At 45.5% G+C, this 15,114-nt stretch carries 13 protein-coding genes and 1 pseudogene; 4 read left to right on the top strand and 10 right to left on the bottom strand.

All coding sequences use genetic code 11. The features are described 5' to 3' along the window. Nucleotides 1–36 precede the first annotated feature (36 nt). Genes rlmB through ACP2WE_RS16785 form a run of 3 tightly spaced genes read right to left on the bottom strand, consistent with a single transcriptional unit; the run spans nt 37 to nt 2,479 of the window. Entirely contained in the window at nt 37–1,620 is a 1,584-nt protein-coding gene (rlmB, locus tag ACP2WE_RS16795) for a 23S rRNA (guanosine(2251)-2'-O)-methyltransferase RlmB (RefSeq protein WP_425216702.1), read from the bottom strand. A gap of 38 nt (nt 1,621–1,658) precedes the next feature. Next, complete coding sequence (locus ACP2WE_RS16790) at nt 1,659–2,066, bottom strand: Mini-ribonuclease 3 (RefSeq protein WP_425216701.1); 408 nt, start codon at nt 2,064–2,066, stop codon at nt 1,659–1,661. A 56-nt stretch (nt 2,067–2,122) separates the two neighbouring features. Beyond that, complete coding sequence (locus ACP2WE_RS16785) at nt 2,123–2,479, bottom strand: STAS domain-containing protein (RefSeq protein ID WP_330481736.1); 357 nt, start codon at nt 2,477–2,479, stop codon at nt 2,123–2,125. Between the two features lie 115 nt (nt 2,480–2,594). Between ACP2WE_RS16785 and gatA the strand changes: the two genes are divergently transcribed. Beyond that, nucleotides 2,595–4,067 (top strand): Asp-tRNA(Asn)/Glu-tRNA(Gln) amidotransferase subunit GatA, encoded by a 1,473-nt coding sequence (gatA, locus tag ACP2WE_RS16780; protein WP_425216700.1) that lies wholly within the window; start codon nt 2,595–2,597, stop codon nt 4,065–4,067. A gap of 105 nt (nt 4,068–4,172) precedes the next feature. Here gatA and ACP2WE_RS16775 read toward each other — a convergent pair whose 3' ends face one another. The 4 genes from ACP2WE_RS16775 to ACP2WE_RS16760 all read right to left on the bottom strand — a co-directional run bounded on the left by ACP2WE_RS16775 (nt 4,173) and on the right by ACP2WE_RS16760 (nt 8,736). Continuing rightward, a complete protein-coding gene (locus ACP2WE_RS16775; protein WP_425216699.1) occupies nt 4,173–4,631 on the bottom strand; it encodes a DUF29 domain-containing protein in 459 nt (152 codons plus the stop codon). Between the two features lie 109 nt (nt 4,632–4,740). Then, the gene (gene crtA, locus ACP2WE_RS16770) at nt 4,741–5,670 is read right to left on the bottom strand and encodes a cyanoexosortase A (protein ID WP_425216698.1); all 930 of its coding nucleotides are present in this window, start codon (nt 5,668–5,670) and stop codon (nt 4,741–4,743) included. Nucleotides 5,671–5,727: 57 nt separating this feature from the next. Further along, nucleotides 5,728–7,026 (bottom strand): histidinol dehydrogenase, encoded by a 1,299-nt coding sequence (gene hisD, locus ACP2WE_RS16765; RefSeq protein WP_425216697.1) that lies wholly within the window; start codon nt 7,024–7,026, stop codon nt 5,728–5,730. A gap of 354 nt (nt 7,027–7,380) precedes the next feature. After that, nucleotides 7,381–8,736: an SGNH/GDSL hydrolase family protein gene (locus ACP2WE_RS16760; protein ID WP_425216696.1), complete on the bottom strand. Its 1,356-nt coding sequence runs from the start codon at nt 8,734–8,736 to the stop codon at nt 7,381–7,383. Between the two features lie 263 nt (nt 8,737–8,999). Here ACP2WE_RS16760 and ACP2WE_RS16755 point away from each other — a divergent pair. From ACP2WE_RS16755 to ACP2WE_RS16745, 3 genes and pseudogenes are all read left to right on the top strand, one after another. Next, nucleotides 9,000–9,569 (top strand): annotated as a pseudogene (locus ACP2WE_RS16755) (ISNCY-like element ISAtsp9 family transposase); the annotation flags it as partial. Between the two features lie 233 nt (nt 9,570–9,802). Next, complete coding sequence (locus tag ACP2WE_RS16750) at nt 9,803–10,459, top strand: YIP1 family protein (RefSeq protein ID WP_425216695.1); 657 nt, start codon at nt 9,803–9,805, stop codon at nt 10,457–10,459. 88 nt (nt 10,460–10,547) lie between these two features. Next, nucleotides 10,548–11,669: a metallophosphoesterase family protein gene (locus tag ACP2WE_RS16745; protein WP_425216694.1), complete on the top strand. Its 1,122-nt coding sequence runs from the start codon at nt 10,548–10,550 to the stop codon at nt 11,667–11,669. 177 nt (nt 11,670–11,846) lie between these two features. On the opposite strand, the gene ACP2WE_RS16740 is transcribed toward ACP2WE_RS16745, so the two are convergent. Genes ACP2WE_RS16740 through ACP2WE_RS16730 form a run of 3 tightly spaced genes read right to left on the bottom strand, consistent with a single transcriptional unit; the run spans nt 11,847 to nt 14,742 of the window. Further along, nucleotides 11,847–12,083, bottom strand: coding sequence for a hypothetical protein (locus ACP2WE_RS16740; RefSeq protein WP_425216693.1), 237 nt, complete (start codon nt 12,081–12,083; stop codon nt 11,847–11,849). Nucleotides 12,084–12,142: 59 nt separating this feature from the next. Continuing rightward, nucleotides 12,143–13,690 carry an adenylate/guanylate cyclase domain-containing protein gene (locus ACP2WE_RS16735; RefSeq protein ID WP_425216692.1) on the bottom strand — a complete coding sequence of 516 codons (1,548 nt, stop codon included), beginning with the start codon at nt 13,688–13,690 and terminating at the stop codon, nt 12,143–12,145. Then, entirely contained in the window at nt 13,687–14,742 is a 1,056-nt protein-coding gene (locus tag ACP2WE_RS16730) for a cytochrome-c peroxidase (RefSeq protein ID WP_425216691.1), read from the bottom strand. Before ACP2WE_RS16730 ends, ACP2WE_RS16735 begins: the two co-directional genes overlap by 4 nt. Nucleotides 14,743–15,114 lie beyond the last annotated feature (372 nt).

Below are 15,114 nucleotides of genomic sequence, written 5' to 3'. Positions count from 1 at the left end.
TAGTTATCAATTGTTTATATAACTTAAAGTAGAACCCTATGACAAACTGTTCAAACTTAACGTATTTACCCATCGTTGCCTGAAAATTTCGTACAGAGCCATTCCTGTAGCAACGGAAGCATTGAGGCTTTCAATTTTTCCCTCTAAAGGAATAGATACGAGAAAGTCACAGGAACGTTGTGTGAGTAAACTTAATCCTTCACCCTCAGCCCCAACCACAAGGGCAACGGCTCCCGAAAATTGACTCTTGTGAATGGCACTGCCAGCATCGGCAACGGTGCCATAAATCCAAAAGCCTTCTGCTTTTAACAATTCCAAGGCACGATTGAGGTTAACCACCCTAGCGATGGGCAAGCTTTCTAATGCACCAGCCGCAACCTTGGCAACTGTACCCGTCACACCAACCGCTCGTCTTTGGGGAATTACGACCCCTTGAGCGCCCAGGGCCTCAGCCGTGCGAATAATTGCTCCCAAGTTGTGGGGATCGGTAATGCCATCCACCAAAACCAATACGGGCTGACTAGTTTTTTGCTTGGCAGTAGCGATCAAATCTTCTACTTCAAGATAGCTGTAAGCCGCAACTTGGGCGACAATGCCTTGGTGCTTAGCGTTATTGGTTAGATGGTTGAGTCGTTGAATGTCAACTTCGTCAATCACCGCGCCTGACTCTTTAGCAGCGTTAATCAGCGGCAGAAAATCAGGGGCATAATGCATTTTGGCGGTGATCCAAATGCGATTGATCGAACGAACGCCTGCGATCGCAGCTTGCACGGCATGACGACCGTAGACCAAATCTGGGGCATCTTCTTGGTCTTCTTGATAGGAATCAGAGGAAGAATACCTTGGCGAAGCCTCGTCATCCCGTCGATTAAATCTACCTTGCTGACCATCTCGATCTCTCGATTGAAACCGATCGCGCTCTGGACGGTCTTGGCGATCGCCTCTAAACGAAGAACGCTCTGGTCGATCCGAACGCTCGGAACGATTATTTGGACGATCTTGCCGTTCTGGTCTTGCGGATCTGTCCGATCTATCGGCTCTGAAGGGGCGATCGGAGCGGTCTTGTCGCTCTGGTCTGTCAGTGCGATCGAAAGAACGAGGTGCAGATTGATTGGCTTGGCGCGATGGGGAATCAGGAGATGCCAAAACTGGCTTTTGGGTTTTATTTGGCAAAAACCCATCGGAGAATGACTCTTTGGTCACGTCTCGCCGATCTGTATAGGATTTTTCGGAAGGCTGGTCTGAATAGTTAGTTTCTGAATATTTGGCTGCCGACTTACGTCTCACCGTATATTTAGTAGCTCCCTGCCTAGAAATTGGTTGTCGGGATATGGGTTGCCTAGATTCAGATTGTCTAGATTCATCCTGTTTTCTAGATTCATTATGCCCCGATCTCAGGACTGGTTTTACGCTATTTTGCGAGCCACTATCCCGATCTGAGCCTTTTCGACCTCTATGATCGGAGCTTCTAGCTTCTGGCTTTCTAAATTCTTGGTTTCTTCCTTCTGGAATTCTTCTTTCCGAACGATCGTCATCGCGACGTTTGGGGCGATCGCGCGGACTAGGGGCTTCCCTGCCTGATTGCGTAGACTTTTGTTTAGGCTTACCTTTAAATTTCATAGTGCAGTAATTAATCGCCCGTTTGTCAGTGAGCTGAGTTAGAGAGCTGAGTTGGATGGGTTGGATGGGTTGGGCTGAACCAATTGTGTCAAAATCTGTTCGAGCCGTTCGGGGTCTGTGAGGTAAAGATAACCGATCAATACCTCAAAGCCCGTAGCCTTTTGATAAATGTTGGGATCGAGCTTTCGCGAAGCAGAACCCGCTGCATTGCGTCCGCGTCTCACTAACTCAGATTCTGCTGGGGTGAGGTCAAGACAACTAAGAAATTGTGCTTGACTCTCTGCCCTAACGCGGTTGACAACGAGTTGGTGATACTCCTTGGGGTTCTGAGGTGGCTGTAGATAGTGAAGTCTTACATGCAGTTCAAAAACTGCATCCCCCAAATACGCTAAAGCAGAGACTGGTATCTCTGCAATTTTATCAATTTCAGGACGGAATATGGACATCAGTTACCTACTTTTGTCCATAGTTTATCGTTCGGCGTCAGTCATCAAGATGATCTCTACTTATCCTTACCAATATTGCCAATATTATTCAGGGCAGATTCAACAGATGGTTGCAGAGACAAAAACTGCTCTAGTCTAACTAGTTTGACAGTTTGAGTCACACGCGGATTACTGATAATCTGGAGTGTACCGCTTAAGCCTTGGGTTTTTTTTGCCATCTGCACTAAAACTCCGATCCCAGAGCTATCGACAAAATCAATTGCTGATAAATCTAGGATGACATTGACAGGCCCATCATCGATGCATTTTCCGACTACTTTACGAAAAGCAGGCTCGGAAAAAGCATCCAACAGACCTGTGAGGCGTAGTAACTGATAGTTTTCCTTGACTTCGCGGCTGCCTCTTAAACTCACAGTCAGGGTTAGCGGTTCAGGAATAATGACCTCCTAGGGACGCAAACATACCTTAATTTGCGGATATATTTTATTTGCTTTCACTGCACTTGTCTATCAAGTTAAATTACTCTCCATGTTATCAATTCGGCAAATCCGTCAACTTTTAACCAATCACGATCGCTCAGCCACCGAGATTGCCCAAGAATTTCTAGATCGTATTGCTGTCCTTGAACCAAAACTGCATAGCTTCATTGCGATTACGCCTGAAGTTGCGATCGCGCAGGCAAAACAAATTGATGCAGCGATCGCTGCAGGAGAAACTTTACCGCCACTTGCAGGTGTGCCAATAGGTATTAAAGATAATATGTGTGTTAGGGGCATTCCTACAACCTGTGGCTCTAAAATCCTTAAAAACTTTGTGCCTCCGTACGAGTCCACTGTAACCCAGAAATTGGCACAAGCAGGATCGGTAATGGTGGGTAAAACCAACCTTGATGAATTTGCCATGGGCAGTTCGACCGAAAATTCAGCCTTTCAGCTTACGGCAAACCCTTGGGACTTAGCTTGCGTACCTGGTGGCTCATCAGGCGGCTCGGCGGCGGCTGTAGCCAGTGGTGAATGCGTCATCGCCACAGGTTCGGATACGGGAGGGTCAATTCGCCAACCTGCCTCCTTTTGCGGTGCAGTAGGCTTAAAACCTACCTATGGGCTTGTTTCTCGCTTTGGGCTGGTTGCCTTTGCTTCTTCGCTAGACCAGATTGGGCCTTTTGCCAACTCGGTTGAGGATGCTGCCACCCTGTTGGGGGTAATGGCAGCCTACGACGCCAAGGACTCAACGAGCCTAAATGTGCCAATTCCAGACTATGCTGCCTTGCTGACCCCCGATTTGCCCCAATCGCTCAAGGGTAAAAAAATTGGCGTGATTACAGAAACCTTTGGTACGGGTTTAGATGCTGAGGTTGAAACTGCTGTTCGCAATGCGATCGCGCATATGGAGTCTATGGGGGCAGAAATTCACCAAATTTCCTGTCCGCGTTTCCGTTATGGGTTACCCACCTACTACATCATTGCGCCCTCAGAAGCCTCGGCAAACTTGGCGCGCTATGACGGTGTGAAATATGGCATGAGAGATGCAGATGCCGAAAATCTGCTCAGTATGTATGCCAACACCCGTGAGGCAGGATTTGGGGCAGAGGTAAAGCGCCGCATCATGATCGGCACCTACGTGTTGTCTGCTGGCTATTACGATGCCTATTACCTCAAAGCCCAAAAGGTCAGAACCCTGATTAAACAAGACTTTGAACGGGCTTTTGCCACTGTAGATGTCTTGGTTTGCCCCACCGCACCCACAACCGCCTTTGAAGCAGGTAGCAAAAAAGAAGATCCCTTGAGCATGTATCTATCCGATTTAATGACAATCCCAGTCAACTTGGCAGGCTTGCCTGGTTTGAGCATTCCCTGCGGCTTTGATGCAAAAGGCTTACCGATTGGGCTTCAGATGATTAGCAATGTGCTACGGGAAGATGTGTTGCTACAGGTTGCCTATGGCTACGAACAATCGACAGAGTGGCATAAACGCCAACCCTCAGTAATTGCGAACCCATAGACAACATTATTTTTTGAGAGAATAAAGCATTTAGGGATCGATCTGCGATCCTTGAATGCTTTTCCGTTTTTATCTATTAGGCTGGGTTTCCGAGGCTGGCGATCGCTACTCCCAAAATTTTGTATTTAAAAGTTCGTTCATATCGCGACTGAACTGCCATGTGTCAGGAAAATCAAAACCTTTACTTTGATATTCATCGCGCATATTTTCTAGTGCAGCACCCCATACCAGATCAAACAACTCATTCCAAAATCTTTTTAAGCTAGGAGAATCTGCAATTTCAAACTTAATTTCCGTTCGCTGATCTCTGATTGTCCGTTCCCAGCCGTTGAATTCTTGAGGCATATCCACATATATCCGCTTGAGTAAATGTTCAAGCAATGTTTTGAGACGACTTCTTAGTTCCCTTTTTTGCGATCGCCCCAAGTCCTCAATCTCCTCAATTAAATTTTCAATATCTAGTTGGTCAAAATTTCTAGTGCGGAGCTTATTGACTGTGTCCTCAGCCCATAGCAAATAATCGCGATCGTAGAGTGAAACTAGAGGCGAAATCGCTTGTGTCATTTGTTTTAACTCCTTTAGCATCTGTGGAATCCTGTAATACCACTTTTTATTCCTGAAAATTTAACGATTGGCGAGGTTTTGAGGATGCAAACATCTGTTAAATCAATAGTTATGCAGAGGGATGATTTTCTATTTCTTCTTCTAGCTCGTCCTCAAACTCCTCTTCCTCAAACTCTTCTTCGGATTCTGGCTTTGTCCGAGTTAGTAAATTACAAAAAACAAGTAGAAAAAACACAGCAATCACTGAAAAGATCTGGGAGCCATCACCTTCATGCCAATATTTAAACGCTTCCTGATTTGCCACAACCAGGGTAAGTACCCCTACCCGTAACGAATTCACGACAAAAGCGATCGCAACAGCGACGGGGGGAATGATAAATAAATCGCGGCGAGAAACCTTGAAGATCAACAGAAACATCAGGGTGATGCGAAGCAATAGAAAAATTGGAGGTAGACCCGCACAACCTCTTGCAACCATTACAACCCCATCAGGACCAGAAATATAGATTCCTTCCTGTGCTACTTTAAAGCCGAGATACCACAAAAATGAATGGGCAAACTGGGCAGTAAGTAAGTTAACGGGAATGATTTTTTCGATCGCTGCCGATGCAAATGCTATAGGAATACCAAGGGTAGCAGCCATCAGGATAGGTTTCCAATACTGTTTTACCCCTTTAAAGCCAGAAGCAATCAGACTCAAGCCCAAAACCGATAGAACTGGGATCAGGATAAATAAAACATCTTCGTAGCGTTTGGCGATCGCGCTTTTGATCAGCGTCCAAGCAATTAAAGCGAACCCTAGAATTGTGGCGGGAGGATGACTGTCAAGCTGAAGCGTGCCTTTTTGGCGATAGAGTAACAGCAGAACAACGCCCCAAGACAACATTTGAATCGTAAGTTCGTCAAGATCTTGACTCAGTCGCCATACGAGGGTGATGTTGATCGCGATTAGGCTGACTAGGGTGCTAAAAAGCCAAAATTCAATTTGTTTTGACGCAGATAGGAATAATGGCTTGTAGCTATCTAGTAAATTGTTCATGATGGGGCGCTCACGATCGCATGGCTAAGGACATTTTCAAGGGGCTAGGCTTGAAAATTAAACATCCTCAAGTCTAACTCGAACCGAATCGCCATGCGAGGGTAGCCCTTCCGCTTCTGTAAGCAGGGCGATTGCCCCTGCAACTTCTTTTAAGGCTTCTGGCGTGTATTGAATCAAGCTAGAGTGCTTCATAAATGTCTCTACACCTAGGGCAGAAGCATAACGAGCCGCCCCAGAAGTGGGCAAGGTATGATTAGGTCCTGCTAAATAGTCACCCACAGCTTCGGGTGTGGCGTGACCGAGAAAGATCGCCCCAGCATGACGGATCGAGTCGAGTAAGTCCCAAGGCTCATTCACTTCTAGTTCTAGATGCTCTGGGGCAAATAGGTTAGAAAGATCGGCTGCGATTTTAAGATTTTCTACCACAACCACCAAACCATAATGGGCGATCGCTTTTTCGGTAAGCAGTCGTCGAGGGTGTTGTTCTAAGAGTCGTTCGACTTCTTCGGTGACGCGGGTTGCTAAGCGGGCATCGGTGGTGATTAAAATTGCCGCTGCCATTTGGTCGTGCTCCGCTTGAGCAAGCATATCAGTAGCCACATAAACAGGGTTAGCAGTCTTGTCCGCAATAATCAATACCTCAGAAGGACCCGCTAGAGAATCAATTCCTACCCGCCCGTAGACTTGCTTTTTAGCGAGGGTGACATAGACATTTCCAGGTCCTGTAATCACGTCAACTTTGGGAATGGTTTCCGTGCCATAGGCAAGTGCCGCGATCGCTTGCGCCCCACCAACTCGATAGATTTCCTCGACACCTGCGACTTGAGCAGCAACGAGAATTGCTGGATTAATTGTTTTACTTCCGCCTGGGGGGGTTACCATCACAATCCGTTTTACGCCTGCCACCATCGCTGGTACGGCATTCATCAACACGGTGCTGGGATAGGATGCCTTACCGCCTGGGATATAAATTCCTGCAATATCCACAGGGGTGTAGCGTTTTCCCAAAACTACGTCTTTGTCAGCAAACTGTACCCAGCTTTTGGGTACGCGTTGTCTGTGAAAAGCCTCAATGCGAGCATGGGCAGTTTCGATCGCCTTGAGTAATTCACTGTTGACCTGCTGATAGGCAGCATCAAGCTCAGCCCCACTCACCCTCAGCTCTGCTTGGGTAATGTCTTGGCGATCGAACTCAGCTGTATAGTGTAGCAAGGCAGCATCCCCTTTCCGCCTTACGGCTTGGATCACCTCGCTAACAGTGGCTTCTTTATGGATCATTTGATCGTCGTGAATGCGATCGCAGATTCGCCTTAGCTCGGCTTCAGCCTCAGTTTTCTGAGTAATAATTCGCAGCATAGGATTATGACTGAAGAAGCGATAGTAATCCTAGCTTAACCTGATTTTCTCTGTTGAGGGGAAACGGGTACATAGATTTCAGGGCAAGACATGACAAAAAGCTCAAATTAGGAGCGAGGCGAAAGCACTAGATACTAGGGAATAGGCACGGGATACTAGGGGGTAGGCACACACTATCCACTACCTCTACCCAATTTTCGTAGGGGCAGTGCCCCTGTGCCTGCCCTTACCCCTTGTACGCCCAATATTTTGTCCTAAAATCCTTAACCCGAATTCAGGTTGTCTATGACAATTGAGCGAAACAATCGAGCGAATTCGATCGCGCAGAGCCATAGAATCAATCAACTGAATCAATTAACGCCCCAAAGATTCTGATTGAGGTGTAGGACTGGTGGGTTGAACGGCAAAGGCATCGGCAAGATTGGTATATAGGCGATCGGCAACAAAGTCATTTGCCGCATCAGTGAGATGGATGGGGTCTTGAAATGCCTGTTTTTTAAAGTTGCTAAAAGCCTGATAAAAACTCAGGAGTTTGGCATTCGGCAGGTTGTAGCTCAGAATCTTTGACTCTAACTCTGCGTAGGCTTTTTCAGCACGCTTGGTATAGTCGCCACCAAGGCGTTTGAGCAACTCAGTTTCTTCAGGGGTGAGTGCATCTTGCTTGCCTGTAATTTCAGGTTGAATTGCCACGATTGTAGGAATCCCCGCCGTTAATTTCGCTATTTGCTGAATGTTATAGCGATATCGCTCTATACGCGATCGCACTTCCTTGGGATCGTTACCAATCCGATCGGCGCTAAAAATTTGATACCCACCCTCAACAGGGGGCGCTTGCGGCGGCAGTACCCAACGATGCAACGCTTGCATCAAGTAAAACGAATCTAGCCAAGCATTAAAGTTCTGGGAAACCTGCTGGCGATACTGTGCCATTGGGTCTTGTAGTAGCTGTTCGAGATTCACCAGTTCGTGGGCACTTTCTTGACTAGGCGATCGCAAATCTTCATAGCCATCTAAAACAATCAAGGCATCAGGGCGAAATTGCATGACCCGATGGGCGATCAGGGCTAACTCGTTACTGGAGTTATAGCCGGGAACCGCCGCTGCAATCACGCGATAGGAGCCATCTCGGATCCGAGGAGGGAGCGCACGGCTGGCTTCAATTTGATCGGCAAAATAGGGCAATTCCTTAGGCTTAAATTGATTGGGTTGCTGATTTTGCAGCCTGACGCGATCGTTCAGTAATTTTTCTAACTTAAAAGCTAAGGCTTGCTGATTACTAGCAGCCATGTAGCTAAATGCTGTGGAGTTACCTACCAAAAATACACGAATTTCGCCAACGGGTTTTTCAGTTGCAACCGAAGAGTCTTGCCGAAATCCTTGGTCGTTAATTTGCCAATAATCGCTGCTTTGACTGGGAACCAACTCATAGCCCATCAAAGGGCTACGACGGACTTGTAACTTTCCTGAAATCGGCAATCCAGGGTAAACCCGTCCATTCGCATCTTGAAGTTTTAGGGTATAGGCTTGCGCAATCGACACCCCTTTTGCCACCTGCCCCGCAGGACCAGTTGCTAAGACAACACCGCGTGCGATCAACTCAGCAATCAGCAACAAGAGAGGTAAGCCAATTAGCAAAATCAAAAGAATGCTACGCAGTCCCAACTTACGCCTTGGGCTTGAAGAATAGGAAGAGTATTTATTTTTACGCATAGGGTTATGCCTGCCAAACATGAGTTACCAGTTTTACATGCAACCGTAGCTAAATCATACTGAATTTTTATAAATTGCTAGATTTACGCTTGGCAAGTTCTAAATATACAAGTAAAGCGTTAATATCCGCAGGATCGACGCCACCAATGCAGCAATTCTCATTATGAAAGTAAGCTAGTCAAACTGTTGATATAGGGCTATTGTTAATGACATCAGGATGATCGCAATTCAGCACTTTGAAGCAACTAGGCTCTTTTGACACAATTGTAGGATTTTTTCGACAACTACTCGAATCATTGCCAGACAAGCGTACGGGCAAGAATAGTCGCTATGGCATGGATGATGCAGCCCTAAGTGCTTTCAGTGTATTTTTCACTCAAAGTCCATCATTCTTGGCTTACCAGCGCACGATGGAGCAGACAAAAGGGCGGAGCAATGCCCAAAGTCTATTTGGAGTTCATAAAATACCAACCGATAACCACATCCGAGACTTATTAGATCCTGTGAAACCAAAGGAAATGTTTCCAGTATTTGAGACAATCTTTGAGACGATAGGGCAAAAGGGTAAACTGCAAGGATTTCGAGTATTTGCTAACAACCTTTTAATGGCGCTAGATGGGACAGAGTACTTTAGTTCAAAACAAATTCACTGTCCCCAATGTTCGACCAGAAAAAAGAAATCAGGAGAAATCCATTACTTTCATAGCGTAGTCACGCCAGTTATTGTCAGTCCACATCAGTCTCAAGTTATTCCCCTAGTACTAGAATTCATCGTGCCCCAGGATGGAAATGACAAGCAAGACTGCGAGAATACAGCGGCGAAAAGGTGGTTGTTACAACATGGAAATAAGTACAAGTTATTGAGATCCCACTTGGCTACACGCAAAACCTTTTTTAACGATTTACGAGCCTTGACTCGGTATCTTATTTTTGATAGCTGGGATCATCTACTGACTTTTATGATTCAAGGCTTAGAGCTACTAGATCTCCCGCCTAACAGTAGTTAAATTTCCATAATGAGAATTGCTGACTCGAAACGGGAATTTAACCTCAAGTTTTAAATGCCATGCCAGAAGATACCGATCCATTAGATACTGCGCCACTTTCAGAAGGACAAGATCGAGAACTGCCCCCCATGCCAGAACAGCCAGTCACAGATTCGCAGGCTGTCATTTTCAATCAATCCGAATTAAAGCCATCGAATTCCATCGGTAGTTTTTTAGATAACATCTATGGTGCTTTATTCACGCCTGCAAAAACCTTTGAAGCCCTGCGATCGCATCCTTCCATGGCACAGGCGATCTCGGCGCTCGTTTTGGTGAATGCTTTAGAAGGGCTGCGGATCGGTCGCTCACCTGCGTATTTACCCTTGATCGTGATTCCTGGATTGGTGGGCTGGTTTATTTTTACCTCACTGCTCAAATCCCTAGCAGAGGTGTTTCAGCACAAAATCGGGTTACAAGAATTACTCACCCTCACCGCGTTTGGCAGTATGCCTTGGATCTTTATGGGGCCAGCTCTGAGCTTAGCCTCTCCCACCCGGATATATGCGGCGATCGCTGTGATGATCTGGTTTGTGGTTTGGCAGGTTTGGGCAGCTTCCGTGGCAATTGGCACGACCAGTTGGCGACTGTTGTCTGTGATTCCACTCGCGATCGCAGGGGGTATCGTCAGTTTAGTGTGGCTGGGCAATCTGTTTAAGCTCATGTTTAGCGTGTTCTAGTTAGTGCTCCTAAAATCTCTCCCTTTGCCCGTCGCCCTATTGAAGAGGGGAATAAGCCATAAATTCTTGAGAAATCCATAGGAACCCCATGAAACTCGTTCACCTCGCCGATCTGCATCTGGGCTTTCGTGCCTACAATCGCCTGACAACGCAAGGTGTAAATCGTCGCGAAGCCGATGTATTTAGAGCTTTTCAGGAAGCTTTACAAAAGACAGCGGAGCTAAAGCCTGATGTAGTGCTAGTTGCTGGGGATGTTTTTCATGTGCCCCGTCCTGGCAACTTGGCAGTCGTACAGACCCAGAAAGAACTGATTAAATTTCAAGAAGCCTGTGCTGCAGAAATTGTGGTCATTGCTGGCAATCACGAATCTGTAAAATCTTCAGACAATCGCTGCATTCTGGAGCTGATGAGTTTAATTCCGCGCATCCAAGTGATTACCAATCAGCCCGAAGCCGTGGAAGTTTGCGATGGTCAAGTCAAGGTCTTCTGTTTGCCCCACAATGCTCTCGGACAGGTCGAGCAAATCCAAATTCGCCCCGATCTTGACTATGCTTACAACTTGTTGATGCTGCACGGTACGGTAGACAGCGATCGCATCAATGACTATGGCGGCTACGAAATTCCTACGGACTTGCTGACATTGCCTTGGGACTATGTGGCTTGCGGTCATTATCACAGCTACACGCCTTTAGGTCGTAATGCCTACTATGCGGGCGCGATCGAGCGTACCAGTAATGATATTTGGAAAGAGGCAAAGGAAGATAAGGGCTTTGTCTCCTTTGATTTAGAATCCCATACAGCCCAGTTTCACAGGCTAACCTCTCCTCGCAAAACTGTAGATTTACCGATTATTGATGCCACAGGCAAAGATGCCTCCATCCTCGACCAAGTCATTGCCGACCAAGCCAACCAAGTTGGCATCGAAGACAAACTGGTGCGACAAAAAGTCATTAACCTGCCCAAATCCCTGCAACGACAATTGGACTATAAGCAGCTCCGCACTTTTCAGATGATAGCAGTGCATTATTTATTTGAGCCGCGATCGCCCGAGATTTCGACAAATGCAAGTAATGGAGAGGGAGCCACCCGCCAAGGTAGTCTGGCAGAAAAAGCCCAAGAATTTTTGCAAAATCGCGAGTTATCCGCTGGTATCGATCGCGATCGCTTGGTGACAAGAGGCTTAGCCTATCTCAATCCATCCCAAGAATAATTCCAGAAATTTGTTGACGGTAACATGAGGTTGGGTTAAGGATTTCGGAACAAAGCAAGCCAACTTGCTGGAACCGAGGGGTTTGATCCGAATTCACGTTCAAATAAGGAGCGATCGCAAATCTCTTCCCATGCGATCGGGGGTAAATCAAAACCACCCAGTACCGTAGGTCAGCAATTATTCCCCATAGATCTCCTGCAAATACTCCTGCACTCCTGCCTCTAAATCTAAAAATGCATCATCTAGCGATTCATACTCATCTTCGCCTTCCCAAACCATTCCACCCATATCGATCGCCCGAACAAATGAAGTTAATGGGCTATCTGGATCGCGTCCAATTTCAATCCAGCCAGAATGTTCGTAAACCCATCTGGCAATATTGGGGTACTTGTCTTCAAAAGATTTTCTGGGCATATTTTTGAGTACTCAATAGATATTGCATGGAGTAGGTTCAAGTTTTAGAACTTAAGACATCAGCGATCGCTTTCGGCTTTTACCAGAGAACTCTCTACTTTGCCAGTCAGCCAATAGGTTGTCATTTTCCCTTTTCCCTTAATCGAGATCTCTCCACGTTCTTCAAGCATATATTTGCCCTTGAGCTTCATATACGTTGCCTGCGTAACTTGAATCTTCCCAACATCTCCATGGGATTCCATTCGACTTGCCACATTGACTGCATCGCCCCATAAATCGTAAATAAACTTCTTTGTGCCAATCACCCCCGCCACCACCGATCCAGAGTTAATGCCGATTCTAATATCAAGCGCTGTTCCATCTTTGCTTTGAAACTTAGAGGTTTCTCTCAGCATATCCAAAGCCATGTCTGCGATCGCCTCAGCATGATCGGCGCGAGGATTGGGAAGTCCACCTACAACCATATAGGCATCGCCTATGGTCTTAATCTTTTCTAGACCATGCTGTTCCGACAAGCGATCGAACACTGAGAAAATCTGATTGAGCATTTCCACCAATTCCAACGGCAAAATATGGGAAGACATTTGCGTAAAATTGACAATATCGGCAAATAACACCGTGACATCCGCAAAGCTATCGGCGATCGCCTTTGGTTCTTGCTTCAGACGCATTGCGATCGCTTCGGGCAAAATATTGAGCAATAAGCGCTCGGACTGGGCTTGCTCGGCACGTAGAGAAGCCTCAGCCCTTTTTAATCCTCGATTGAGGCTTCTCAAACTCAGGATAATATAGGTTGAAATACTGATGGTGAGAATGAGAGAAAATAGAAACAGTAATAAGCGATAAAAATTTGATAGATCTAAGGCATTCTTATAACTTTGCTCGAATAACCCATAAGCTTCTTCTGCCATTTGTGGAACGGGTAATGAAGTGATCTGAAGCGTTAAGGTGTCAACAATTGGTTTGTATTTAACAATAATTTGAGCGTGGGTAGTTAAGAACTTAATGTCCTCAAAACTCTTGGGTGCATATTGATCTTGACGAGCCAAAAGTAGCCCAATTAAAGCATCGATTTGAGGAACGAGATCTTGATTGGTACCAAGATTAAACAGCAAGACTTGCTTGAGTAAATTGTTGATCAGGTTAACAAATAAATCGCCTTGCGTTTCAGACCCTAGATTTGTCCCTAGCTGGGTTGTAATCACTGGCAGATAGGCAAGGGAATTTTTGAGGATTGCATTTTTTGATTTAAACTGCTCTATCAGCGTTTCCTTTTGTTGTTGAACTTCTGCTAATCTTGCCATAATTGCCGCGATCTTTTGTTTTTCGCTTGGCGGAACAAAACCAGGAAGATTTTCTAGAGAACTTCGCAATTTTTTGATCTGATTAAACTCTGTAATAATTGGATCGTAATAGGTGAGAAGTCCATAACGAATCTTAAAAACATTTTCATTGAGGCTCGTATCTAAAGCACTTATTTGTCGAAAGTTCAATGCAAAAAGATCGTGCTTTCTCTCATCAATCGCTTGTGCCTTTGTTACCAAAAATATAAAAATCGATACAACTACCAGTGCGATCGCCATGTTTCTCAAAAAAATTGATTTCATAGTGGTTTGCCCTGATATTCACCCGTAAGCGTATTGAGAAATTGCACGATCGAATCGCTATCTTTTTTAGGCAGCACACGCCCCAACTGATAATCTGCCATAATGTCGATCGCTTCCGCTAGAGTCTTTGCCCAACCGTTGTGCAGGTATGGCTCCGTTAAGGCGATATTCCGCAAACTAGGTACTTTAAACACATAGCGATCGGCTTCTGAGCCAGTAACATTAGACCTTCCCAAATCGGGTTTGCTAGGATTTCCATGAACTTTAAAGTAGTTCTCGGTAACGCCAAACTTCTGAAACAGATTGCCGCCAACATTTACGCCTTGATGGCAACTCGCACAACCATAGTCTTTAAAGAGTTTATAACCTGCTTTCTCCTCATCGGAAATGGCATCCTGTTGACCGCGTAAATACCGATCGAAGCGAGAATTGGGTGTATAGAGAGATCTTGTGAAGGTAGCGATCGCGTCTTTGATGTTCTCACTAGTAATTCCATTATCGTAAACTTGCCGAAACGCTTGCTCGTAGTTTGTTTCTTGCTTGAGATGCTGAACGATCGCCGTCCAAGAATTTGACATCATGGTTGGGTCGTTGATGACTAGCTCAACAACTTCTTCTAACGTCGCAGCTTTACCATCCCATCCCTGTTTGAAATTAAAACCGCTGTTAAAAACAGTAGATGTATTTCTCTCCGTCATGACATTATTCATGCCTATCGACTTCATTTTGCGATCGACGCCGCCCATACTGAGCTTATGACAGGTAGCACAAGCGACCTTACCATCGCCCGATAAACTCGTGTCATGAAAAAGTCGCTTCCCTAACTCCACCTTTTGTGGATTTAGTACGATTTCTAAAGGAATCGGTTGAATTGGTTCTGGGACTTGTGTGACTTTCAGGGTTAAATCTTGCAGGGATGAATCAACGTTTGGTGATCTTAAAGCCTCGGTATTCTGACAACTTTGCAAGCATAAAAACATCAGACCGCAAATTGCGATCGCCAAGATCGACCATTGTTTGAACGCTCGCGGTTTTGTCTGAAGTTTTTTCATGTAATAGGGGTATGTGTCTCTAAAGAATTTGCAAATTCTGACATGCCAGCCAATAGAGCCACAAGAATATTGAACTTGTCTGTTTTTTGCAACAAGAAATAATCATCTCTTGTGGAGCTTCTAATTTGATATGGAGGGAATGTAAATATTCTTTATGTTGTTGGAGGAAATGGATAAAGGGAAGCTATAGAACCTCAGCTTGCTCATCATGAATCCTAACCTATATGCTAAACCTAAATGAGTTTTTATGAATTTGTAGTGCAGGCAAGATGCCTGCACGCTCCTACTACGCTTAAAGGAGAGCAGCTAATGGCTAGCTTGTTGTGCAAACCTCGATTTGCCTCGTCAAGAATTAAGTAATTCAAAGTTTCA

It is taken from the genome of Tumidithrix helvetica PCC 7403 (assembly GCF_965232925.1).
Classification (GTDB): Bacteria; Cyanobacteriota; Cyanobacteriia; order Pseudanabaenales; family Pseudanabaenaceae; genus Tumidithrix; species Tumidithrix helvetica.
The sequence above is the reverse complement of the archived record's forward strand: the minus strand, read 5'-3'. Positions and strand labels throughout refer to the sequence as shown.

What these genes read in the sequence shown, in the direction of transcription:
- ACP2WE_RS16735 (WP_425216692.1), bottom strand. Translation starts at nt 13,690, where the DNA reads ATGAAATCAATTTTTTTGAGAAACATGGCGATCGCACTGGTAGTTGTA.
- ACP2WE_RS16790 (WP_425216701.1), bottom strand. Translation starts at nt 2,066, where the DNA reads ATGTCCATATTCCGTCCTGAAATTGATAAAATTGCAGAGATACCAGTC.
- ACP2WE_RS16730 (WP_425216691.1), bottom strand. Translation starts at nt 14,742, where the DNA reads ATGAAAAAACTTCAGACAAAACCGCGAGCGTTCAAACAATGGTCGATC.
- ACP2WE_RS16745 (WP_425216694.1), top strand. Translation starts at nt 10,548, where the DNA reads ATGAAACTCGTTCACCTCGCCGATCTGCATCTGGGCTTTCGTGCCTAC.
- crtA (WP_425216698.1), bottom strand. Translation starts at nt 5,670, where the DNA reads ATGAACAATTTACTAGATAGCTACAAGCCATTATTCCTATCTGCGTCA.
- ACP2WE_RS16750 (WP_425216695.1), top strand. Translation starts at nt 9,803, where the DNA reads ATGCCAGAAGATACCGATCCATTAGATACTGCGCCACTTTCAGAAGGA.
- hisD (WP_425216697.1), bottom strand. Translation starts at nt 7,026, where the DNA reads ATGCTGCGAATTATTACTCAGAAAACTGAGGCTGAAGCCGAGCTAAGG.
- ACP2WE_RS16760 (WP_425216696.1), bottom strand. Translation starts at nt 8,736, where the DNA reads ATGCGTAAAAATAAATACTCTTCCTATTCTTCAAGCCCAAGGCGTAAG.
- gatA (WP_425216700.1), top strand. Translation starts at nt 2,595, where the DNA reads ATGTTATCAATTCGGCAAATCCGTCAACTTTTAACCAATCACGATCGC.
- ACP2WE_RS16740 (WP_425216693.1), bottom strand. Translation starts at nt 12,083, where the DNA reads ATGCCCAGAAAATCTTTTGAAGACAAGTACCCCAATATTGCCAGATGG.
- ACP2WE_RS16775 (WP_425216699.1), bottom strand. Translation starts at nt 4,631, where the DNA reads ATGACACAAGCGATTTCGCCTCTAGTTTCACTCTACGATCGCGATTAT.
- rlmB (WP_425216702.1), bottom strand. Translation starts at nt 1,620, where the DNA reads ATGAAATTTAAAGGTAAGCCTAAACAAAAGTCTACGCAATCAGGCAGG.